Origin of the sequence: Streptomyces griseoviridis, assembly GCF_005222485.1 — a bacterium.
Classification (GTDB): Bacteria; Actinomycetota; Actinomycetes; order Streptomycetales; family Streptomycetaceae; genus Streptomyces; species Streptomyces hintoniae.
Genome location: NZ_CP029078.1, coordinates 4,617,456 through 4,638,890, shown reverse-complemented (window position 1 = coordinate 4,638,890; position 21,435 = coordinate 4,617,456). Strand labels below are relative to the sequence as shown.

Genomic DNA, 21,435 nt, shown 5'->3' with positions numbered 1-21,435 from the left:
ATCGTCGTACGCGAAATACACCGCCCCGCCCATCTTTACGGACGGGCGGGACGATTGGTTCCCCCGGGGTCTCAGCCCTGGCGCTTCTCGACGACGACGGTCTCGATGACCACGTCGGTGAGCGGGCGCTCGGTGTGCGGAGCGGTCGGCAGCGCGGCGATGGCGTCCACGACCTTCTGGCTGGCCGGGTCGACGACCTCGCCGAAGATGGTGTGCTTGCGGTTCAGCCAGGCCGTAGGGGAGACGGTCACGAAGAACTGCGAGCCGTTGGTGCCGGGGCCCGCGTTGGCCATGGCCAGCAGATACGGCTTGGTGAAGGCGAGGTCGGGGTGGAACTCGTCCTTGAACTGGTAGCCGGGGCCGCCGGTGCCGTTGCCGAGCGGGTCTCCGCCCTGGATCATGAACCCGCTGATCACCCGGTGGAAGACGGTGCCGTCGTAGAGCCGGTCCTTGGACTTCGCACCCGACTCCGGGTTGGTCCACTCCCGCTCGCCGGTCGCGAGTTCGACGAAGTTCCTGACGGTGAGGGGCGCGTGGTTCGGCAGAAGCCGGATCTCGATGTCGCCGTGGCTCGTTCTGAGGGTGGCGTAAAGCTGCTCGGCCACGATCCGCCTTCCATCCGTGTGTCGTCCGTGACCCGTCGATCCTCGCACGGCCCGACAGGGTCACAGCACGTCGTCGGGTTTCACGGCGCGATCCGGGGAAGTCGGTTGCTGAAAACCGGTCGAGTGCCCCCGGGTCGGGGGCGCCCGGCGACGATCCGTGGCATTGTCGACGACAGGGGACTGATGCCCCATATGCAGCCGCATGACCCGGATGCCCGCCCTCTGCATGCTCCCGGCGTCGTCGACAGGCATGATCCGTTAAAGGGTGGAAAGTCGAAATAACGTACGCCACCGAGGAGGAGGATCCCGTGACCCGCATCGACAGCGTGCGCGCCGCGACCGGTTCGGCGAAGGACAGCGTGCTGCACGCCGCGGAAGCGGTGGCGCCTTACGCCGACACAGCCAAGGACAAGGCCGCGTTCTACGCGCACGAAGCCCGCGTGCGCATCGCGCCGAAGGTGTCGCAGGCCGCAGACCAGGCCCGTGTCCAGTACGGCGCCTACGTGGCCCCGCAGCTCAAGCAGGCCAGGACGCATGTGCCACCGAAGGTCGACCAGGCCGCCCATGACGCGGCGGTCCGCACCCGGCAGGCGGCCAAGCTGGCCGCCGACTACTCCCGGCCGCGCCTCGAACAGGCCGCGGCCGTCGCCGGACCCGTCAAGGACGAGGCAGCGGCCCGCACCACGGCCGCCGTCGCCGCCCTGCGCGGCGGGGTGACGGCGAAGGAGATCCGCAAGCTGGTCCGCAAGCACGAGCGCCGGGCCAAGGCGGGCCGCGCGGCCAAGGTGGTGCTGATCGCCGGCGCCGTCGCGGGTGGCGCGTTCGCCGCCTGGAAGTGGTGGGACAAGCAGGCCAACCCGGACTGGCTGGTCGAGCCGCCCGCCCCGACGGAGATCCACGAGCCGACGCATCTGACGTCGGTCGACGGTAGCCCGGCGGCCCTCGACCCCGAGGTCGAGGCCAAGCAGGCCGAGGACGAGGCGAAGGACGGCGACGACCACCGCTGACCCGGCACCGGCCGAGAGGCCACACCCGAAGGGGCGGGAGGCTCTGAGCCTCCCGCCCCTTCGCCATGTTTCACGTGAAACATCCACCGCCAGAGGTTCACCACGAAGGACGGGCACCGACACGCATCCGGACCAAGCGACGTCCCGGGCGGACCCCTGCGACCTCCTCGGGACAGGACCGACGGCCGCGCGGCGGGCAGGGTGGCGCGCTGCGCCGTCAAGGTGATCTGCGGCTGGCCGCCCCCTTACGAGCGCTTCGCGCGGTTTCCGGCTGTTAGACAGACGCCATCGGTGTCCGCGGGGACATCGAACGGACAGGCGTGTGGAGGGTGTCGGATGGGTGTGTCACGGCGTGCGGTCCTGCTGGCAGGGGCGGGGACGGCGGTCGGTTCGACCTTGGCAGCGGGCCGTGCCGCGGCCGACGCAGGCGCGGAACGAGGTCCCGCCGCCGGTTCCGTACGGGCGAGGGCGGCTGACGCCGGTGACGACCTGTCGGACGTCTACCTCGATGAACGCGCCTGGGTGAACGACCGGATCCAGCAGATCAGGGCGATGTCCTCGCACGGGACACCCCTGCTGGAGATGGAGCTGCCGAATGCCTTGCGCGGGCTTCGGCTCTACGTCAAGAACGAGTCCGTCCATCCGTCGGGCAGTCACAAACACCGGCTGGCCGAGGCGCTGTTTCTGAACGCGTTGGCCAACGGATGGCTGCGCAAGGGCGGGCCAGTGGTGGAGGCGTCCAGCGGGTCGACCGCCATCTCCGAGGCGTGGTTCTGCCAGAAGCTGGGGCTGCCCTTCGTCGCCGTGATGCCCGCCGGTACGGACGCGGAGAAGAAACAAGCGGTCCGCGACCTCGGCGGCGAGATCGTGGAGACCTCCGGTGCGGAGATCTCCGAGCGGGCCCGGTGGGAGGCACAGCAGCGCAGCGGCCACTTCATGGACCAGTTCACCTACGCGGAGCGTGCCTACGACTGGCGCAGCGACCAGGGGATCGCGGGCGAGGTCATCGGGGCGGTGGACCCCGACTGGTTCGTCATGGGCGCCGGGACCGGCGGGACAGCGACCTCGCTCGCCCGCTACGCGCGCTACACCGACCACAAGGTGCGAGTGTGCGTGACCGATCCGGAGAACTCGGCGTACTTCCCGGGCTGGCGTGACACCGACCGCGACGCGAAGGCGGCGGGTTCACGGATCGAGGGCATCGGCCGGCCCGTCGTCGAGCCCTCGTTCCTTTTCCCCCTCGTCAACCGCATGATCCAGGTGCCGGACGCGGCGTCGATCGCCACCATGCGGGTGGCCGCCGACCGGCTGGGCATCAAGCCCGGCGGTTCGACGGGCACGGGCCTGTACGGCGCGCTGAAGATCCTGCACGGCATGCGCGAGAGCGGCCGGAGGGGCACGGTCGTCACCGTTCTCTGCGATCCGGGCGAGCGGTATCTCACCACGTACTACAACGACGCCTGGCTCGATCAGCAGGGCATCGAGTTCAGGCCCTGGCTGCCCGCCGTGGAGCGGTTCTTCGAGACCGGCAGGTGGATTCCCCCGGTCAACCGCCGGACGGCTCCCCCACCGCGCGGCCCCCTCTGGAACATGTGAGACGAGTCCGGCCCGGCCTCCCCTGAGCGGGTGGGGCGGGGCCGGGCAGGACCCACTCGAAGGTCAGCTCCTCCGCCGCGCGGGCGACCGACTCGGCAAGGGTCGTGATCGATTCGTAGACGACGCTGTGGGCCACCTCAAGGGTCCGCCGGCCGTTCGACCAGGCGTCAGTTCATGCGTCGGAGACCTCGCGGAGACTTGGGCGGCGCTCTGTCTCCTGTGCCTGTTCCTCGCGGACGACACGTTCTGCTTCACGGGCGACGCCTTCTTCCTGGACAGGTCAGGTCATGGAGCGCGCGACGGAAGACATGCGACGGAAGGCGTTTCCCGGGCTGAACCCTACCGGCCATACACGGCGTGCGTTACCGCATCGTTATGCGACGCAGGGTGAGGGGACCAGATTCCGGCCACTCCGTCCCGGCCTGCCGATGAGGGTGAGACGGGGGTGACGGCGACGAGCGAACCCGACCAGGGCGGCCCAGAACAGCGCGCATCACCCTGCGCAATCCACCGCTTCCAGGAGCTCGACGAGGAGCGAGCCAGGCCGCAGCCCGCGCGGCCCCTGAACACCCCGCGAACGACAGCGACCCACTCATCGCCGAGGAACGCGGCCGCACCCGTCGACGGGCACGCAAAACGCCCTCCGGAACCGCGTTTCCGCAGCTCGGAGGGCGTTCAAGGGGTGGAGCCTAGGGGAGTCGAACCCCTGACATCTGCCATGCAAAGACAGCGCTCTACCAACTGAGCTAAGGCCCCGAGAAAAAGCGTCCGCCCGGAGATCACCCCCGACGAACACCGGAGACCAGAGTACCGGGTCACCCCCGGGATCTCGCAAAAAGATTGGGGGTCCCCGCGCACGACCACGCTCCGTAAGATGCTCGGCGTGGTTCGCGGCAGCGAACCACAGTACTTGGGGAAGCGATGGGGAGACGCAATGGACGCCGCACAGCAGGAAGCGACCGCAAGAGCGCGGGAACTGCAGCGGAACTGGTACGGAGAGCCACTGGGGGCGCTCTTCCGTAAGCTCATCGACGATCTTGGCCTCAACCAGGCTCGTCTCGCGGGGGTGCTTGGCCTGTCCGCTCCGATGCTGTCACAGCTGATGAGCGGTCAGCGCGCGAAAATCGGCAATCCGGCCGTCGTACAGCGGGTGCAGCTGCTCCAGGACCTGGCGGGGCAGGTCGCGGACGGCAGTGTCAGCGCGGCCGAGGCAACCGAGCGCATGGACGAGATCAAGAAGTCGCAAGGAGGCTCGGTGCTGAGCAACACCACGACCACGACGAGCAGTTCAGGTGCTCCGACGGTCAAGAGGGTGGTCCGCGAGATCCAGTCGCTGCTGCGGTCGGTGGCCGCGGCGGGCGACATCATCGACGCGGCCGACACCCTCGCCCCGACCCACCCGGAACTGGCAGAGTTCCTCCGGGTCTACGGCGCCGGACGCACCTCCGACGCCGTCACGCACTACCAGTCCCACCAGAGCTGAGTCCGGGGGCCGGTCGCCGAAGGGGGTTCGGCGGCCGGGCCACGGTCGAGCACGGGCGCGGGGGCGCCCACCGGGACGTATCACTCATCACACCGCCACTCATCACACAGCTACGCAGCGCATCACCACTCAGCTCGTAGCCACTCAGTACACCGCCACTCAGCACGTAGCGGTCCGCACCTGCCGTCCGGCCCGGGATCCGAGGCCGCACGGCGCACGCGCGGGGCGCACGGGGAGACGAAGGGAGTCGTACCGCTCGTCACGGGGGAAGCAAGGGGGTAGCCGAAGGGGGAGGAGCGACACAGGGTCATGGGTGAGGTCTTCGCCGGCCGGTACGAACTGGTCGACCCGATCGGACGCGGCGGGGTCGGCGCCGTCTGGCGTGCCTGGGACCACCGCCGTCGCCGCTATGTGGCGGCCAAGGTGCTCCAGCAGCGCGACGCGCACTCCCTGCTGCGGTTCGTCCGCGAACAGGCGCTGCGCATCGACCACCCTCATGTGCTCGCGCCCGCCAGCTGGGCCGCCGACGACGACAAGGTCCTGTTCACCATGGACCTGGTCGCGGGCGGCTCGCTGGTCCATCTGATCGGGGACTACGGTCCGTTGCCGCCCGTCTTCGTGTGCACGCTCCTCGACCAGCTCCTCGCGGGCCTGTCCGCGGTGCACGCGGAAGGTGTCGTGCACCGGGACGTCAAACCCGCCAACGTCCTCCTCGAAGCCACCGGCACCGGCCGGCCCCGGCTGCGGCTGTCCGACTTCGGCATCTCCATGCGGATGGGCGAGCCGCGGCTGACCGAGACCAATCTCGTGGTCGGAACGCCCGGTTACCTCGCGCCCGAACAGATCCTGGGCGCCGAACCCGACTTCCCCGCCGACCTGTTCGCGGTCGGCCTCGTCGCCCTGTACCTCCTGGAGGGCGCGAAACCGGACGCCAAGGCGCTCGTGGAGCACTTCGCGGCGCACGGCACACCGAGCGCCCCCAAGAGCATCCCCGAGCCGCTGTGGCAGGTCGTGGCGTCGCTCCTCCAGCCCGATCCGCAGGCACGGTTCCGTACCGCCACGGGAGCGCGCAAGGCGCTCGCCACGGCCGTGGAGCTGCTCCCGGCACCGGGCCCCGACGACGAGCTGATCGAGATCTTCGACCAACTCGGCCCACTCCCACCCGGGTTCACCCCACAGGGCCCCCTCAGGCGACCACCGGGCCTGGAACGCCCCCCGACGGACACCCTGGCCCCGGCCCCGTCGCCGACACCCACTCCCGCCTCCACCTCGACCCCGGCCCCGACATCGGACCCTCCCCGCCAGACACCCGTCGCGCGCCCCCCGCAGCCGTTCGACGGCGTGTCGGACACGGGCAGTTTCCCGCTGCCTCCCCCGCAGCCCGCGGCACCGGTGGCGTCCGCACCGCCGTACATCCCCCGGCAGGACCCCACGCTCCCCCCGCCGGCGCCGTACGTCTCCCCGCACGACCCCACGCACCCCCTGCCGGACTCCCAGCGCGCCCCGGCGCACCACCACCCGGCGCAGCCCCTCCCCCCGGCGCGGCCCGTCCCGCCGACGCCGTACCAGCGTGCCGAGTCCGCGACCGCCGCGTACACCACCGAGGTCCGCACGCCCCCCGCGCACGACGTCGGCCGCGGAAGTCACCGGGCCCGCCGCCCGGGACCGCCCGCCAAGGTGGCCGTCCCGCTCCTGCTGCTGGCGCTGGCCTGCTACGCGATCGGCTTCTGGGCCCTGACACGTATCTGACGGGCCGGACGAATCCCATGAGTCCGATGGACCCGATAGGTCCGACGGGTCCGATAGGTCCGACGGGTCCGATAGGTCCGACGGGTTTGTCGCGTCCGGCCCCGAGTCCGACGCGGGGCCTCTCCCCGCGTCGAGGGCGTCACACCGCTCCGGCCCGCCGCCTCGCCAGCAGTGTCCACGCGCCCAGCGCCACCAGGACGGCGGTCCCGGCGCCGATCCCGCCCACCGCGAGCGCCCGCATCGCGGTGCCGCCCGTCGCGTCGGTCCCGTCGGCGGCGGTCTGCCGGTCCCGGGCCGTGACCTGGAAGAGGTCCCGCGGCACGGGCTGCCCCGCGTACCCGGGCCCGGCCCGCTCCGCGCCCTTGACGCTCACTCGCAGGGTCAGCCCGTACGGCCCGTCCCCGAACTCGTCGGCGACCCGGGCCGCGAGATGGACGACGAGGTAGTAGGCCCCGGCGAACCGCATCCCGCTGACCTGGTCGCTGCCGGAGTACCGGTTGGTGTGGTCGACCGGCGGGACGGCGGGCAGCGCGGCCGTCGTCTGCCTGCCGTTGTATCCGACGTCGATGTCCTCGACGTCCGCGCGCACCGGGTTGTAGAGGGTCAGGTCGAGCGCGCCGAGCGTGTAGCCGGAGTCGGAGCCCGAACTGCCCAACTCGACGGTGGCGTGCGGCTGCTGGCCCCAGCCGACCGGCACCTTGTAGAAGAGGGTCTGGCCGGGCGCGATGTCGGTGCGCCACACGCCCTGGCCGACCGGCGCGGCCCCCGCGAACCCGGCGCCGCCCGCGCGCCGCACGGCCTCACCGGCGGCGGGCGCGGGCGAGGCGGAGTCCCAGACCTCGGGCGCCTTGGTCGCCCCGGTCGACTCCAGGGCCGGTTCGGTGACGGAGGTCAGCTCCAGATCCCAGGCACCGGCCGACGCACCAGCCGTCCCGACCCGTTCGACGACGACGTAGTAGGAGCCGGCGCCCTCGCAGGCGCGGCTGACCGGTGACGTGGTCCTGGCGCCCCACGCCGTGACGGGGTGGGGGCTGCGGGCCGCGCCGAAGGTGGCGTTCTCGTAGGAACAGGAGTGGCCTTGGGCGCTCTGCACCGCCACCCGGATGCCCTCGGAGACGGTCAGCGCGCTGCCCGCGCGGGGGACGGCGGTGACGGAGACGTACGCGTTCGAGGAGGCGTCGAGATCCAGGCGGTAGTAGAGCTTGGCGGCGCGGGGGAGGGTGCCGCGATAGGTCCCGCCGGGCGCGAGGAGCGGCGCGTCGGAGGTACCGGAAGCGCCGTCGACGGACCGCGCGTCGGAGGCGAAGGCGTAGTCATAGGACTGAGCGAACTGAACAGACTGACCGGACTCACCGGACCGAACGGAGGACACGGCGTTCCCGACGCCAGCCGCAGGCCCCGCACCGACCAGAGCCACAACACCCACCAGCACGGCGGCCGCCCGCACGACTGCCCCTCCGGCAACCGCCCGCACGACCGCCCCTCCCGCGGCCACCCTCACGGCCGCACCCCGCGCGCGTGCCGTACGTCCCCGCCCCATCCCACGCCCCCGATACCGTCGTCCCGCGCTGTCCGCAAGGCCGTGGCCCATCCTGCCCCGCGGGGCGGGACGTCATCCGCGCAATCGGCGGGAGCGTCCGAAACGTATGGCCGGCAGGCCCTCGGCACGCGCCGGGGCACTCGGCGCGCGCCCCCGGAAAACACAAAACCCCGACCGCGGGGCGGCCGGGGTCTGTTCGGTATCGGTTGTCGTTCTTCAGGAACCCGTGGGCACGGAGTCGGTCGCCTCCGTCCACAGGTCCTGCTCGGCGCGATCCGCCTGGATCTGGCGGTACACGAGGAGCCCGCCGATGGCGGCCAGGGCGACCAGGAGAAGCTTCTTCACCGCGCGACCTCGTCTTTCTTTGACGTGAGGGGACCTATGGCGCCCGACTATACACACCGACCGAGACCGATCAGTGACCTGCCGGGACCGCTCAACTCCCCACCCCCGGAACGCAGTAGGAGGGGAGCCGCCGCTCTGATCGGAGGGTGATCACACCCCCACGGACGGTGACTTTGCCCCCTCTTCGGCACTTTTCCGACCTCTTGCCGCTAAACGGGTGGTGTTCATCAGAAGATCGACGCGCCACGAGCGTCGGTCCACCGCTTCCGCGTCGCCATACACATCATGAGGAAAGTACGCAAATCGCCCGACCCGAAAGTGAGGGGCCATGGCCCAGAACCAGGTCATGAAGCTGTGGACCGCCATCGTCACCGCGTTCCTCGCGCTGTGCACGACGCTCGGACTCATCACGACGACCGCCGCCGCGGCGGTACCGCCCACCGAGCAGCCGCGCCACAGCGCTCCCCGCACGACGACGGTCCCGGCACCGCCCCCCTGGTCCTCCTGGTCCACGGCGAAGTCACTGCCCCCCACGATGAAGCAGCGCATCAGGGCCGAGGCCCACGGCAACTCCCCCGGCTGCCGCCAGCGCCCGCGCACCGACGCGATGCCGACGGAGCCTGACACCCAGGACCAGACGCCCCCGCCCCCGGACTGCGCACCGGCCCCGCTCCAACGCTGAACCAGGCGCTCCGCCCGCACTAGCGGCCTTCCCCGCTCCACCCCGACGTCAGACCAGACCTTCCCGACGTCAAGGCGACCTTGCGTACACAACCGCCTGCACGAGGACCCCTGGCCATCCCGGCCGGGGGTCTTCGTCATGGGAAGGCGAAGAGAGAAGACGACCCACCCGCCAAGCACCTCACGCACGACAGGGCACCTCGCGCACCGCACGACACGTGACGCCCAGCCCAGCAGGGCCCAGCCCAGCGCCGCAGGGCCGGCACCGCGCCTCACACACAGCACGGCACGCCCGGCACCGCACCTCCACACACACAGCGCGCCTCACCCAGCACACCGCACCGGCACCCCGACACAGCAAAGGCCCCCAACCCGTAAGGGATTGGGGGCCTTCTAGCTGGTGGGGCTAACAGGATTTGAACCTGTGGCCTCATCCTTATCAGGTCGATCACGAGAGGTTGGCGACATCGCGCAACCGGCTGCTGTCCTGGGCCGGTCGTTCGCTGAGGTTCGGCGTCATCCGTCCCTGTTCGCGCCTGTTGGTGTCAGCCACTGGTGTCAGACAAGAGGGCACCGCTTGACGGTGTAGCCGGTTCCTGTGCAGGGATCGCCCGGTGGCGACGGCTTGGTACGAAGCGCCGCCAATTCGGGACTTCAAGCTGCGTCACTTCGCGCATGTACGAGCTCCGCCCCTTGCTAAGGAGAGCGACGGCATCACCGATGCCCTTCGCGTCCCAGATCTCCAGGAGCGCATCGTTGCTCTCGGGGATGGCCACCAACTTCTCAAGCCTCTTGATCGACGCCTTCACCTCGTCGATGCCCAGGAACTGGGGTAGGGCGTGGGCTTCGACTCGTGCCCGACCAATCGGAACCAAGATCGCGAATACGTACTCTTCACGCTGCTTGAAGTCCGTGGCGTCGATGTCCGGCAGCGCTGCCATATACCGGTTTCCGGCATCGGCTGCGTCCATGAAGTGCTGAAGGGTCGTCTCGAACCGAGCCGCATCGAACTTCGCGATCTCTAGCTTGCCTTCCCAACGGATTCGATCTCGGGCTACTCCCCGTTGGGTCCACCTCGTCACTCCTCCAACGATGAGCGCGGCGCCGGCCGTGAGCAACGGCGCGACGGTGGCTATGGAGGCAAGGTGCATAGTCGTATGTTGCACGACCATCACTCCCGCAGGTGTTCAAACGCCCCTAACCCACCACTCTCCCCAGCTCCCATCCCGTCCGCCGTCGACCCACACACCGTGGAGCGGGCGTGGTTCAGGGGCGTCAAGGTGGAGCGCGCCACTGTACGAACGACCTTGACGCCCCTGGGCCGCGTCTGCTCGGCTCTGCCTGGGGCGACGGTGGTCGGGATGGGAGCACCCCACGCGCACCCCTACGGGCCTGCGGTCGGCAACGGTGCCCCCTCCCACCCGGTGCCGGCCGATCCCCCGCCGGAGGCATCGTCTTGACCGTCGGATGAGTACGGGTGATCACCCATCACCCCGGGCCCTCACCTGGGCGCGCGTTGGCGCAGCCCGCCGGAGCGGGCCGCAGGCAGGAGCGGCGGCGGAGCGGAGCCGGGAGCGCACCCGGCGGAGCGGAGCGCAGCCGGGGCTTGATGAGGTGGAGAAACCTGTAACAGCTCTCGCCACCAGTCAGGCAGAGGGTGATTCGGTCGCCAGGAGTCGGCTGGTGAAACCGGCTTGGCGGAGTCGCTGGTATGCCTCGGTCACGTCGGCCGGTACGGGCTGGCTGATCATGAATCCCTGATCCGGGTAGACCATCAGTCGTTGCAGCGCACCGACAAGCATGTCGATCACCAGACGTGCGTCCCCGATGGAGTCTACGTACTCATCGAGCGTCATCGGTGTCGAGGCGCTGACGATCTCCACCTCGGGCCACAGTTTGCGGGCAGTGGCGTACGCCCGCCGCTCCTCGTAGGGCTTGCTGATCAGCAGGACGGAGGACACCTCGACGCCCGCCTCCTCAAGCACGTCCCGCGAGAAGCGGATGTTCTCACCCGTGTTGCGCGCCCTCGGCTCCACGAGAACGGCCGCGCTGGGGACACCCAGTTCGAGTGCCCGCTCCCGGTAGTGGACTGCTTCCCCGCGGGGCATCCGATCCCGGGTCGTGGGGCTCGTGGCTCCGGTGAAGACCAGGAGCGGTGCCATCCCGCGCTTGTACAGATCTACCGCCGTGTCGGCCACCCCCAGGTCGTGGCTGCCGAGTCCGACAGCGACGGAGCAGGGTCGGAGAGTGTGGCCCATCTGGTGGTAGCTCCAGATGCGCCGTGCGTCGGCCCAGTCCTGTGCAGAGATCACTGCGAGTCTTCCTTGTCCTTCGCCGAGTCGGGTACCTGGAACTCGTATTCCCAGGCGAAGCGCGATGCCGCGTGCACTCCGATGGCGAACTCCACGACCATGCCGACGGAGGTGTACGTCGTCCTGTGTGGTCGCAGCATTGCCGCCCCCGGCCCGGCCGCGGTGCAGCTTGTTGTTACGGGGGAGTACTGGGGTACCAAGATCATCAAATGTAGACGGCCGGTAGATCGTAGTGATCTACCAGCCGTCTGATCAGGCGTTATGCCTCGGTGGGGCTAATAGGATTTGAACCTGTGGCCTCATCCTCATCAGGACCCGACTCACAATTTTCGATCTTCCCAGGTCAAGAACGAGGGAGGTCCCGGGGGCGTCTACATCCATCTACAGCCTGCGACGTCCCCAGAACCCTGTCGAACTCCACCGCTTCCTGGGGTGGTTCCGGGGTAGCCACGGGGTAGTCCCCGCACCCAGGTCAGGCCACCAGCCGCAGGCGTCGCCCGTCTACCCGGCGATCTTCAAGGGCCGCCAGGACCTGACCCGCGTAGTCGGCCGCCGCGTGCGTGTACTGCCAGGTGACCTTACCCGCGCGCTCATGGCCGAGCACTTCCTGAGCCACCGCCTCGGGCACACCGCTGGCGTGCAACCGAGAGGCGTACGTGTGCCGCTGATCATGAAAGGCGGGCCACCACTGCTTCTTGACTTTCTCCTGCATCATCGGTCGCCCGGTCTCCGGGTTGGTCACTTCCACCTTGATCTTCTTCTTCCGGACGCGCGCGACGCCTGCCGTCTGGATCGCCTTGATCCACTGCCGGTAGTAGATCGCGGTCGCGCGCGGACCGAACGGACCGACTGCTCGGCTTGGCGCTCGATCACATCAGCGCGCAGCACGAGCAGCTCCGGGCGGCGGGGCTGCCGCTGATACCGATGGACCCCGAGCTGGTCGCCGCGCGTGACTCGCGCTGAACTGCCCCTTGCCCCCTTCCGCCTACGGGCGGGAGGGGGCTTTTTCTGTCTCTGGCAAAGTTGCCGCAGCCGCGCACTGTGCACGGTAGCGTCGCTGGTCAGGAAGACTGGTCCTTGCACGCGCGGGGGTGATCCCAAGCGAGAGCTGGCCGCCGGATTCGCGGAGATCTGGTCTCCGCACGCGCGGGGGTGATCCTCCCGGTTCGTCCAGCAGCTCGTGGTAGCAGGGCTGGTCCCCGCACGCGCGGGGGTGATCCGCAGGACGCGCGACTCCCGCTGGCACTGCCCCGCTTCCGCCTTCGGGCGGAAGGGGGCCTTCGTCATGCCCTGGGTCACTTCCCGAGAGGCACCGTGGCGTAGGACGTCCACTCGTACATCTGGGCGTCACGGCCGAGGACGATCAGCTCCGCGCTGGTGATGCGGGCCCGAGCGGAGGTGAATGTGGCTCGCGCGAGGGCGTGGACGACAGGGTCGGCTGGCCCTGCTGCTGCGCTGTACGCGACCGACACGTGCGGTCGAAACCCGTCGGCCTGCTCGGGAACCTCCTCCACCACGTCGCCGATCGCCGCGCGGATCGCGTCCCTCACCGCGTGCACTGGCTCGGCAGGCTGTGCGGGCAGGAGGATCGCCTCCTGGTCGACGACGGCGTCGGGCCCGAGGGTCACGTCGAACGCGGCTATCCCCGCCAGCCGGTGGCGGGCGGTGGTGACGATGGCGTCGACCGTCTGCGCGTCGGTCTCGTCCACGAAACCAACGCCCTGCATGGTGAGGTGGAGCCACTGGTCGGGGATCAGGGTGAAGCTGTCGGGTCCGAGCGGGGCGAGTGCGGTCCGGTAGTCGGCGGCCAGGCGGTGGACGTCGTCCTGGCCGTCGAAGACGAGGTGCCAGGTGTAGAAGCGGCGGCCCTCCCGCCAGCCGGGCCGCCACCACCAGTGGGTCCGCATGCTCTCAGGATGAGTGCTCATCCCGAGATCCAATCAGGAGGCCCCGCTACCTGGCGAGAGGGCAAGATGCCGCGGTGCGGAGTCCGCGCACCAGTCCGTGATGGCCGCGCGCAGCCCGATTACCCCGGCGCCAGGTGCTCGATGATCTATGACGGCGGACAGCTCGGAGAGACGCCGGGCGACAGGTGCGAGGCGGTGGTCCGGAGGCATTGCCAGGACCGGTGCCAGGGCTTCGCGGGCGCCGTCGACGTCGCCGGTGGCGAGGTGGGCGGATGCCTGGCTGATGTGGATCTGGGCCTCTGTTCCGTAGGCGCGTACTGGCTGAACGGCGAGGAGTGCGAGGGCGCTTGTGGTGGCGCGCAGGGCGTCTGCGGGACGGCCGCCGCGGAGGTGTACGGCGGCCGCGTAGTTGTCCTGCCGAGACGGCTGGCAGGACAGGATGCCTCCGACCTCATCGGTGCCCGTCAGCGCGGCGCGGGCGTCCTCAGCTCGGTGTAGGGCGGCGAGCGATTCGTCATGCGCCCCGATCACGGACCACGCGTCAGCCTCCTGGCAGGCGAGGAGGACGGACACCGTGCCCGACGGCCGGCAGCTGGCACCGCGGCGGGCGTAGGCCACGGCGTCTCGCAGGCGGCCGTCCCAGAACGCCACCTTGCTCCGGGTCGACAGAACCCAGGCCCGTAGGTCGTCGTGATCAGCAAGTTCGGCGCACAGCCAGGCTGTGCGGCCCTGAGTGTCAGCATCGCGTAGCTGGCCCAGATCGGACGACATCCAGGCGAGGAGGGCGCAGAGGTATCCGGACGCGGCGTACAACTCGCGCGAATGCCGCGGGTATTGATGACCTTCGAGGAGGCCAAACACGCGGTCGCGGAGGCGGCGGGTGCGGCCGAATAGGACCACGGGGTCGGAGACGAGGTAGTCGCCAGCCAGGGTTCGGATTTCGGCGAGCATCTGCTCCAGGCCGAGGTCGCCCACGTTGGAAGCCTCTGCCCACTGGGCCCATGTGGCGGACTCGTCGGCGGCCAGGTGGACGAGGTCGGTCGTGGGCAAGCTGGGCGACTGAGCAGGTACGGGCTGAGGGTCGACTGTCGGGGGCGCCGGACGGGTGAGGGCTCGCAGGTCCGTGTCAGGTAGGGCGCGCCGGTCGTCGATGTCGAGGAGGTCGCCGGGCTCACAGCCGTACGCGGCGGCGATCGCGAGAATCACCGGGACGCTTGGACGACGGGCGGATGGGTTGCTTGGCCACTTCTCCCACTTCGCGGTGAGACTCGCGTCAGCGGCAACGGGAGTGCTGCTCGCGCTGGCCTGCGTGATGCGGTCGGCTGCGACTTGGAGGCTCCAGCCGTGGGCATGCCGCCATGCCTCGCGGGGGCGCATCCGGTACCGGACGCGCATCTCGGTGGCGATCTCGGCAGTCGTGCACCCGACGGCGAGCATCTGGTGACGGAGACCGTCTCGGTCACCTTTCGATCCGGGCTTCGAGCGGTCGGTCATGACGGGCTCCCGATGCGGTGGCGATGTGCTCACGGTAGCCGCGGTGTGGCCCACATCACCTGGCATGCCCAAGAGCTGGGGCACCGTCGCAGCCAAATCCGCGCCCAAAATTCAGCATCTTCCCTGGTCAGGGGAGTGCGCGATGTCCACCAGATTTGGTCATGAGCGCCCGTGACGGCGCCCGCTCCAACTGAAACCGTGGTGGGAAGGAAACCCCGGCGACCGCGCGACCGGCCCCGGGGCATGGCCGACTGCTGAGGAGTCGACGTGCCGCACGCTACCGCTCCGCCACGTCCAGGAGTGATCCGATGACCAGAACGACGGCGACCGGACTGGAGGTGCTGGCCGCCCTCGCCCTGCCTGCCCTGGCGAGGCTGGACGAGGCGCGTGCGGCCGGCCGTTCCTGCGTCTGGGGCGGCGAGCCGCTGGAGAACCCGACCGCGGTCGACCTCGGCGTCCAACTCGTCGACGGCCGGACGTGGTTCCCGCGCGCCTGCCGCACCTGCACGGCGCAGCGCGCGCACCAGGCCCTCGTCGCGCACGCCCCGATGTGCCCGGCCTGCCGCGCCGAGGACGCCACCGACTGCCCCCTCGGCGCCGCACTGCGCCACCTCGTCGCCGCCCACACCCCGGTCCGCTACTGCTGCGCCTGCTCCCGCCAGATCGGACCAGGCGAGGAGTACGAGACGCACCGGTCGCAGTCACCGTCCGCAGCGGGCGGAGCCACCACGCACACCGCGTGCCCACAGAGGCGGCGGTGACGGCCACGCCGGAAAGCGTCCACCCGCGCGACGCCGACGCCAAGTACCGGGCGCTGCTCGACCACTGCCACACCTGCCGACGATGCCGCACCGCCACGGCGGTCGCCTGCCAGACGGCCGGGGAACTGCGCCGCGCGTGGATGCGAGCCCAGCGAGCGGGAGGCGGCGGGTGATCTGCGACCACTGCTCCCAGCCGATCGCCCCGGCGAGCCGGTCAGGACGTTCCCCGTGGACTCCGCGACCGGAGCGGCGCCCGATGTCGTGGTTCACGACCGCGGGTGCCGGCCGATGCCGGAGCGGCCGACGACGCCGACGCGCATCTACCGGTGACGACGAGAGTTTCCGGCGGCACCGGATCGGCGGCCGTCCCTGCCCCCCCGTCGGGGGCGGCTGCCCGCCAAACTTCGGCGGCTCTCGTAGCTGTCGGAGCGGGTCTGGCGTGATATGCGTCCGCCGGCCCGAGTGCTCGGCGTCATGCCTGAGCACGACCGCCCCGCCCTACGTATGTACGGAGGGCGGGGCGGTTCGCCTATTGACGCCGCCCCTCCCCGATCCAAGCGGAGAGGGACGACGCCCTTCCGACCGGGTGCCTCCCGAGCATCCCGGCCGGGCTCGTCTGGGGTTATGCGTCAGGTGGAGCGAGCCGCTCCGCCTCCCCGCCTGCACTTTACTCACTGGTCCGTGCCATCTACAGCGAGTAGACGGCAAGCGCGGGCCCGTCACCCGACCGGGGGACACTGCGCTCGGCCGTACCAGCTCATTACCTGGTACATGGTCTTGAAGCCCAGCGCTTCGCGGACCGTCGCCAGCTCCTTGTCGACAGCCCGGCGACTGAGACCGATCCGTCCTCCGACCTGCTGCTGGGAGTACCCGGCGTCCAGCTCGCGAAGGATGCGCCACTGCCGTTCGCTCAGCGGGTCGCACGTGGCCGGGCCGATGTCCTGCCACCGGGTGGCGTGGTCCCAGAACATCTCAAAGATGCTGCGGGCCCAGGCGACGGCGGCGCGGTCGAAGAGGTGCCAGCCGCTGTTGCCCTCGCCCTTTATGACGTGGTTGTCGACGAAGGCGTGCTGGCGATCGATGATCACAAGTCTGGGGCCGGGAAGAGTGGATGCCCGCACCTCGCCCCGTCGGCGATCATCGCGTGGATGTAGTCGCGGGTCTGGTAGTGCTCGTGCGCACTGCGGTGATAGATCGAGCGGACCTGCACCCCGCGCTGGAGCGCGGCGCGGGTGCGCTCGACACCCAGGCGGAGGATTGCGGGGTCTCGGTCGGCCGGCTCGCCAGGTTGGACGGCGCAGAAGTCGGAGTGAGCAGCGGCACTGATCTCGCCGAGGCGGGCGTTCATCTGGGCGGTGGTGGCGAGGTACTCGCTTCCGGGGCCGCCGTAGAGGCGTTGCGGGTCGAAGTGCTCGGCCAGGCGCTCCAGGGCAGGGATCTGGGAGACCCGGGCGACGATCGCCTCCAGGTCGCCCAGGAGACCCCCGGTGAGGCTTTGGACAGCCATGCGCGGGTCGCCGGGATGTAGCCGCTGGGGGCATAGGGGTCGCGGCCGATCAGTCGCAGGGCGAGGAGCCTGCTGACGTCGTGGCCGTCCGGGGGCGACGGCCCTGTAGCGATCTGACGGTATGTCTCGAAGTCGTCGTCGGTGAGCGGCGGTTCGCCTCTCGATCTGTCCAAGTCACCCATTTTCGCCCCCAGTTGCGTGTGCGGATTCCTGCATGTGCAGTTTTCCGCACACCGTGCACCTTGGACCACATAGGCGGCACGTGTCACTCTGTCGGTCCAGACCATGTTTCGCAAGCATGTTCGATAAAGGGGGGCCTGTGACCAGAGCTAGAGTGCGTCTCGCCGCCGCGTCCGCCCTGCTTACGCTGGCCGCCCTGGCAATCCCGGCAGCGGCCAGCGTTCCCCATCGCACCGCCCAGCCGGCCCTATCGGCGGACATCGGCTGGGGCGCCGCTGTACCGGACATCACCGGACCCGAGGCGGACGGCATCGAGCCATCGGCGGGCGAGACACTCGCCTCGCCGGCGGCGACGGTCGGAGACATCGGCTGGGGCTGACCACCCACCGCAATGACTTCCAGTCTGGTGCTCGGGAGGCCCTGACTGGAAAGACGAGACGCCCCCTGCCGCTTGAATCAGCAGGGGGCGTCTCTGCGTTCACAGTAGAGGCCCGGTCACATCTTTCGCATCTGCCCGCAACAGCAGGTTGTTGCAACATTTCCGCCCCCAGGCCCGGCCGCGGTGCAGCTTGTTGTTACGGGAGAGTAGTGGGATACCAAGATCATCAAACGTAGACGGCCGGTAGATCGTAGTGATCTACCGGCCGTCTGATCAGGCGTTACGCCTCGGTGGGGCTAACAGGATTTGAACCTGTGGCCTCATCCTTATCAGGGATGCGCTCTAACCAACTGAGCTATAGCCCCGCCGCGCTCTGCGGTGTGTGCCGCGCGCTGACTCCTGAAGATTAGCGCACGACCAGGGCAGTCCCAAAATCGGTTCCTGGCGACGTCACTCGTCCTCGGCGAGCGTCAGCTCGACGCCGCCCACGAAGCCCGCGGAGAGGTTGTAGATGAACGCCCCGAGGGTCGCGAGAGCGGTCGCGAGGACGACGTCGATGACGGCGATGATCGACGCGAACGTCAGGACGTGCGGAAGCGACAGGAACGACTGGAGGTCGAAGCCGTTCGACTCGTTCGAGCCGGTGGCCTCCGAGATCGTGCCGCCGACCGTCGAGAACACGCCCATCGCGTCCATGACCATCCACAGCACCGCGGACGCCACGATCGTGCAGACGCCGAGCGCGATGGAGAGCAGGAAGCTCACCTTCATGACCGACCACGGGTCGGCCTTCGCCACCCGCAGTCGTGCCTTGCGGATGCGGGGCGTGGTCCGCGCCCCGGTCCGCGGCCGGCGCGTCGCGCCGGCGGCCGCCCCGCTCTGCGCCTCGTAGGCCTGCGGCGGGTGGTAGGGCCCCGACGGCTGCTGCGGCTGGCGTTCGCCGGGCAGCGGCGACGCCTGGGCGCCGGACGCGGCCCCCTTGGCGCCCGCCCCCTTGGCGCCCGCCGCCTTGCCCGCGCCTGCCTTGTGTGCGGCCTGCTGGCCGCGGGTGTCCGGCACGTTCCCCCCCTGGGATCCATGTGTGTCGGGCGAGCGCGAATCGGTCGTGCCTACCTCGATCTTGCGCAGCTGCGTGGTGTGGGAGTCCGCCGGACGCGCGGCGGAGCCACGGCCGCCACCGTCCGTTCCCGTACCCGTGGAGGTACTTCCGGCCGATCCGGCGCCCGTGGCTCCGCTCACGATGACTCTCTCCTCGTGCTACTCGACCGAGGGTGCCTCACCCTCGTCCGTGCCGGTTGTGATGACGTCCTCGGCGGTGTCGTCGACGGTGATGTCACCGTCGACCTCCTCCGCCTCGCGCCCCGCCTCGGCGTTGCGCGCGATGCCGACGACGGCGTCGCGCTTGCCCAGGTTGATCAGTTGGACGCCCATGGTGTCACGGCCCGTCTCCCTGACCTCGTTGACTCGCGTACGAATCACACCGCCGGACAGCGTGATCGCGAGGATCTCGTCGGTCTCCTCGACGACCAGCGCGCCGACGAGCGACCCGCGGTCCTCCACGATCTTGGCGGCCTTGATGCCGAGGCCGCCACGGCCCTGGACGCGGTAGTCGTCGACGCCGGTGCGCTTCGCGTACCCGCCGTCTGTGGCAGTGAACACGAACGTACCGGGTCGAACAACATTCATCGACAGCAGTTCGTCGCCCTCGCGGAAACTCATGCCCTTGACACCGGAGGTGGCGCGGCCCATGGGGCGCAGCGCGTCGTCCGTGGCGGTGAACCTGATCGACTGCGCCTTCTTGCTGATCAGGAGCAGATCGTCGTCGGAGGAGACGAGTTCGGCGCCGATCAGTTCGTCGTCGGAGCCGTCCTGGCCCTCGCGCAGGTTGATCGCGATGACGCCGCCCGAGCGCGGTGAATCGTAATCCTTCAGAGGCGTCTTCTTGACCAGACCGGCCTTGGTGGCGAGCACCAGGTAGGGCGCCGCCTCGTAGTCGCGGATCGCGAGGATCTCGGCGATGGCCTCGTCGGGCTGGAAGGCGAGCAGGTTCGCGACGTGCTGGCCGCGCGCGTCCCGTCCGGCGTCCGGCAGTTCGTACGCCTTGGCGCGGTAGACGCGGCCCTTGTTGGTGAAGAACAGCAGCCAGTGGTGGGTGGTGGAGACGAAGAAGTGGTCGACGATGTCGTCTTCCTTGAGCTTCGTCCCGCGCACGCCCTTGCCGCCGCGCTTCTGGGCGCGGTAGTCGACCGTCTTGGTCCGCTTGACGTAGCCGCCGCGCGAGACGGTGACGACGATGTCCTCCTCGGCGATCAGGTCCTCGATGGACATGTCGCCGTCGTAGGGCACCAGCATCGTCTTGCGGTCGTCGCCGTACTTGTCGACGATCGCCGCCAGCTCGTCGCTGACGATGGACCGCTGGCGCTCGGGCGAGGCGAGGATCGCGTTGTACTCGCGGATCTTCGCCTGGAGTTCGTCGTGCTCCTGGACGATCTTCTGGCGCTCCAGGGCGGCCAGCCGGCGCAGCTGCATCTCCAGGATGGCGTTGGCCTGGATCTCGTCGATCTCCAGGAGGCCCATCAGGCCCTGGCGGGCGATGTCGACGGTGTCGCTGCGCCGGATGAGCGCGATGACCTCGTCGATGGCGTCCAGGGCCTTCAGCAGGCCGCGCAGGATGTGCGCCCGCTCCTCGGCCTTGCGCAGGCGGAACTTCGTCCGGCGGACGATGACCTCGATCTGGTGCGTCACCCAGTGCCGGATGAACGCGTCGAGGGAGAGGGTGCGCGGGACGCCGTCGACGAGCGCCAGCATGTTGGCGCCGAAGTTCGTCTGGAGGTCCGTGTGCTTGTAGAGGTTGTTCAGGACGACCTTGGCGACCGCGTCCCGCTTCAGGACGATGACGAGGCGCTGGCCGGTGCGCGACGACGTCTCGTCGCGGACGTCGGCGATGCCGCCGATCTTGCTGTCCTTGACCAGGTCGGCGATCTTCTGCGCGAGGTTGTCCGGGTTGACCTGGTAGGGCAGCTCGGTGACGACCAGGCACTGGCGGTTCTGGATCTCCTCGACCTCGACCACCGCGCGCATGGTGATCGAGCCGCGGCCGGTGCGGTAGGCCTCCTCGATGCCCTTGCGGCCGACGACGAGCGCGCCGGTCGGGAAGTCGGGGCCCTTGATCCGCTCGATCAGGGCGTCGAGCAGGTCCTCGGGGCTGGCCTCGGGGTTCTCCAGGTACCACTGGGCGCCGGCCGCGACCTCGCGGAGGTTGTGCGGCGGGATGTTGGTCGCCATGCCGACCGCGATGCCGGCCGAGCCGTTGATCAGCAGGTTGGGGAAGCGGGACGGCAGGACGGTCGGCTCCTGGGAGCGGCCGTCGTAGTTGTCCGTGAAGTCGACGGTCTCCTCGTCGATGTCGCGGACCATCTCCATCGACAGCGGCGCCATCTTGCACTCGGTGTAGCGCATGGCGGCGGCCGGGTCGTTGCCCGGGGAGCCGAAGTTGCCGTTGGAGTCGACCAGCGGCATCCGCATCGACCACGGCTGGGCGAGCCGCACCAGGGCGTCGTAGATGGAGGAGTCGCCGTGCGGGTGGTAGTTGCCCATGACGTCGCCGACCACGCGGGCGCACTTGTAGAAGCCGCGCTCGGGGCGGTAGCCGCCGTCGTACATCGCGTACAGGACGCGGCGGTGGACGGGCTTGAGTCCGTCCCTGACGTCGGGCAGCGCGCGGGACACGATGACGGACATCGCGTAGTCCAGGTACGAGCGCTGCATCTCCGTCTCGAGCCCGACGGGCTCGATGCGCATCACGACGTCGCCGCCCTCTTCAGGGGTGACAGGGGTGTTCTCGTCGGCCATTGCTGGTGAAGATCCTTCCTGATGCGGTCAGCTGAGA

The 21,435-nt window shown here is 69.6% G+C and carries 20 protein-coding genes, 2 tRNA genes and 1 pseudogene; 8 read left to right on the top strand and 15 right to left on the bottom strand.

From position 1 onward, the window contains the following. Nucleotides 1-71: 71 nt before the first annotated feature. The gene (locus DDJ31_RS19795) at nt 72-605 is read right to left on the bottom strand and encodes a peptidylprolyl isomerase (RefSeq protein WP_127178977.1); all 534 of its coding nucleotides are present in this window, start codon (nt 603-605) and stop codon (nt 72-74) included. Between the two features lie 308 nt (nt 606-913). Here DDJ31_RS19795 and DDJ31_RS19790 point away from each other — a divergent pair, with 308 nt between their 5' ends. Continuing rightward, on the top strand, nt 914-1,612 hold the full coding sequence (locus tag DDJ31_RS19790; RefSeq protein ID WP_127178978.1) for a DUF5324 family protein: 699 nt from the start codon (nt 914-916) through the stop codon (nt 1,610-1,612). 336 nt (nt 1,613-1,948) lie between these two features. Beyond that, nucleotides 1,949-3,208: a PLP-dependent cysteine synthase family protein gene (locus tag DDJ31_RS19785; RefSeq protein ID WP_127178979.1), complete on the top strand. Its 1,260-nt coding sequence runs from the start codon at nt 1,949-1,951 to the stop codon at nt 3,206-3,208. A gap of 683 nt (nt 3,209-3,891) precedes the next feature. On the opposite strand, the gene DDJ31_RS19780 is transcribed toward DDJ31_RS19785, so the two are convergent. Then, nucleotides 3,892-3,964, bottom strand: a tRNA-Ala gene (locus tag DDJ31_RS19780). A gap of 178 nt (nt 3,965-4,142) precedes the next feature. Between DDJ31_RS19780 and DDJ31_RS19775 the strand changes: the two genes are divergently transcribed. Next, nucleotides 4,143-4,691, top strand: coding sequence for a helix-turn-helix domain-containing protein (locus tag DDJ31_RS19775; RefSeq protein WP_093825278.1), 549 nt, complete (start codon nt 4,143-4,145; stop codon nt 4,689-4,691). Between the two features lie 309 nt (nt 4,692-5,000). Further along, nucleotides 5,001-6,440 carry a serine/threonine-protein kinase gene (locus tag DDJ31_RS19770; RefSeq protein WP_127178980.1) on the top strand — a complete coding sequence of 480 codons (1,440 nt, stop codon included), beginning with the start codon at nt 5,001-5,003 and terminating at the stop codon, nt 6,438-6,440. Nucleotides 6,441-6,579: 139 nt separating this feature from the next. On the opposite strand, the gene DDJ31_RS19765 is transcribed toward DDJ31_RS19770, so the two are convergent. Continuing rightward, a complete protein-coding gene (locus tag DDJ31_RS19765) occupies nt 6,580-7,812 on the bottom strand; it encodes a hypothetical protein (RefSeq protein WP_240678141.1) in 1,233 nt (410 codons plus the stop codon). Nucleotides 7,813-8,196: 384 nt separating this feature from the next. Beyond that, on the bottom strand, nt 8,197-8,325 hold the full coding sequence (locus tag DDJ31_RS19760) for a DLW-39 family protein (protein ID WP_003999697.1): 129 nt from the start codon (nt 8,323-8,325) through the stop codon (nt 8,197-8,199). Between the two features lie 328 nt (nt 8,326-8,653). Here DDJ31_RS19760 and DDJ31_RS19755 point away from each other — a divergent pair, with 328 nt between their 5' ends. Continuing rightward, complete coding sequence (locus tag DDJ31_RS19755) at nt 8,654-9,007, top strand: DUF6344 domain-containing protein (RefSeq protein WP_127178982.1); 354 nt, start codon at nt 8,654-8,656, stop codon at nt 9,005-9,007. 544 nt (nt 9,008-9,551) lie between these two features. Here the strand turns inward: DDJ31_RS19755 and DDJ31_RS19750 are convergent. The 6 genes and pseudogenes from DDJ31_RS19750 to DDJ31_RS19725 all read right to left on the bottom strand — a co-directional run bounded on the left by DDJ31_RS19750 (nt 9,552) and on the right by DDJ31_RS19725 (nt 14,719). Continuing rightward, on the bottom strand, nt 9,552-10,157 hold the full coding sequence (locus DDJ31_RS19750) for a hypothetical protein (RefSeq protein ID WP_127178983.1): 606 nt from the start codon (nt 10,155-10,157) through the stop codon (nt 9,552-9,554). Between the two features lie 495 nt (nt 10,158-10,652). After that, a complete protein-coding gene (locus tag DDJ31_RS19745) occupies nt 10,653-11,318 on the bottom strand; it encodes a YdcF family protein (RefSeq protein ID WP_127178984.1) in 666 nt (221 codons plus the stop codon). After that, nucleotides 11,315-11,449, bottom strand: a pseudogene (locus tag DDJ31_RS19740) (GntR family transcriptional regulator); the annotation flags it as partial. The pseudogene DDJ31_RS19740 and the gene DDJ31_RS19745, both read right to left, overlap by 4 nt. 341 nt (nt 11,450-11,790) lie before the next feature. Beyond that, the gene (locus tag DDJ31_RS19735) at nt 11,791-12,066 is read right to left on the bottom strand and encodes a tyrosine-type recombinase/integrase (RefSeq protein WP_240678142.1); all 276 of its coding nucleotides are present in this window, start codon (nt 12,064-12,066) and stop codon (nt 11,791-11,793) included. A 547-nt stretch (nt 12,067-12,613) separates the two neighbouring features. After that, nucleotides 12,614-13,225: a 2'-5' RNA ligase family protein gene (locus DDJ31_RS19730; RefSeq protein WP_127178986.1), complete on the bottom strand. Its 612-nt coding sequence runs from the start codon at nt 13,223-13,225 to the stop codon at nt 12,614-12,616. Nucleotides 13,226-13,258: 33 nt separating this feature from the next. After that, a complete protein-coding gene (locus DDJ31_RS19725; RefSeq protein ID WP_240678143.1) occupies nt 13,259-14,719 on the bottom strand; it encodes an XRE family transcriptional regulator in 1,461 nt (486 codons plus the stop codon). 308 nt (nt 14,720-15,027) lie between these two features. Here DDJ31_RS19725 and DDJ31_RS38760 point away from each other — a divergent pair, with 308 nt between their 5' ends. Next, nucleotides 15,028-15,480, top strand: a complete 453-nt coding sequence (locus tag DDJ31_RS38760) for a hypothetical protein (protein ID WP_206280678.1) — start codon at nt 15,028-15,030, stop codon at nt 15,478-15,480. Next, nucleotides 15,477-15,653 carry a hypothetical protein gene (locus DDJ31_RS19715; RefSeq protein WP_164784931.1) on the top strand — a complete coding sequence of 59 codons (177 nt, stop codon included), beginning with the start codon at nt 15,477-15,479 and terminating at the stop codon, nt 15,651-15,653. Before DDJ31_RS38760 ends, DDJ31_RS19715 begins: the two co-directional genes overlap by 4 nt. 546 nt (nt 15,654-16,199) lie before the next feature. Here DDJ31_RS19715 and DDJ31_RS19710 read toward each other — a convergent pair. After that, on the bottom strand, nt 16,200-16,568 hold the full coding sequence (locus DDJ31_RS19710; protein ID WP_127178987.1) for a helix-turn-helix transcriptional regulator: 369 nt from the start codon (nt 16,566-16,568) through the stop codon (nt 16,200-16,202). Continuing rightward, nucleotides 16,565-16,987, bottom strand: coding sequence for a hypothetical protein (locus DDJ31_RS19705; RefSeq protein WP_127178988.1), 423 nt, complete (start codon nt 16,985-16,987; stop codon nt 16,565-16,567). Before DDJ31_RS19705 ends, DDJ31_RS19710 begins: the two co-directional genes overlap by 4 nt. 319 nt (nt 16,988-17,306) lie before the next feature. Here DDJ31_RS19705 and DDJ31_RS19700 point away from each other — a divergent pair, with 319 nt between their 5' ends. Further along, nucleotides 17,307-17,546, top strand: coding sequence for a hypothetical protein (locus DDJ31_RS19700; RefSeq protein ID WP_127178989.1), 240 nt, complete (start codon nt 17,307-17,309; stop codon nt 17,544-17,546). 291 nt (nt 17,547-17,837) lie between these two features. On the opposite strand, the gene DDJ31_RS19695 is transcribed toward DDJ31_RS19700, so the two are convergent. From DDJ31_RS19695 to gyrA, 3 genes are all read right to left on the bottom strand, one after another. Continuing rightward, a tRNA-Ile gene (locus tag DDJ31_RS19695) sits at nt 17,838-17,911 on the bottom strand. Between the two features lie 85 nt (nt 17,912-17,996). Then, nucleotides 17,997-18,785: a DUF3566 domain-containing protein gene (locus DDJ31_RS19690; protein ID WP_127178990.1), complete on the bottom strand. Its 789-nt coding sequence runs from the start codon at nt 18,783-18,785 to the stop codon at nt 17,997-17,999. An 18-nt stretch (nt 18,786-18,803) separates the two neighbouring features. Next, nucleotides 18,804-21,398, bottom strand: coding sequence for a DNA gyrase subunit A (gyrA, locus tag DDJ31_RS19685; RefSeq protein ID WP_127178991.1), 2,595 nt, complete (start codon nt 21,396-21,398; stop codon nt 18,804-18,806). Between the last annotated feature and the right edge of the window lie 37 nt (nt 21,399-21,435).

What these genes read in the sequence shown, in the direction of transcription:
- DDJ31_RS19785 (WP_127178979.1), top strand. Translation starts at nt 1,949, where the DNA reads ATGGGTGTGTCACGGCGTGCGGTCCTGCTGGCAGGGGCGGGGACGGCG.
- DDJ31_RS19775 (WP_093825278.1), top strand. Translation starts at nt 4,143, where the DNA reads ATGGACGCCGCACAGCAGGAAGCGACCGCAAGAGCGCGGGAACTGCAG.
- DDJ31_RS19770 (WP_127178980.1), top strand. Translation starts at nt 5,001, where the DNA reads ATGGGTGAGGTCTTCGCCGGCCGGTACGAACTGGTCGACCCGATCGGA.
- DDJ31_RS19755 (WP_127178982.1), top strand. Translation starts at nt 8,654, where the DNA reads ATGGCCCAGAACCAGGTCATGAAGCTGTGGACCGCCATCGTCACCGCG.
- DDJ31_RS19750 (WP_127178983.1), bottom strand. Translation starts at nt 10,157, where the DNA reads ATGCACCTTGCCTCCATAGCCACCGTCGCGCCGTTGCTCACGGCCGGC.
- DDJ31_RS19730 (WP_127178986.1), bottom strand. Translation starts at nt 13,225, where the DNA reads ATGCGGACCCACTGGTGGTGGCGGCCCGGCTGGCGGGAGGGCCGCCGC.
- DDJ31_RS19725 (WP_240678143.1), bottom strand. Translation starts at nt 14,719, where the DNA reads ATGACCGACCGCTCGAAGCCCGGATCGAAAGGTGACCGAGACGGTCTC.
- DDJ31_RS38760 (WP_206280678.1), top strand. Translation starts at nt 15,028, where the DNA reads ATGACCAGAACGACGGCGACCGGACTGGAGGTGCTGGCCGCCCTCGCC.
- DDJ31_RS19705 (WP_127178988.1), bottom strand. Translation starts at nt 16,987, where the DNA reads ATGGCTGTCCAAAGCCTCACCGGGGGTCTCCTGGGCGACCTGGAGGCG.
- gyrA (WP_127178991.1), bottom strand. Translation starts at nt 21,398, where the DNA reads ATGGCCGACGAGAACACCCCTGTCACCCCTGAAGAGGGCGGCGACGTC.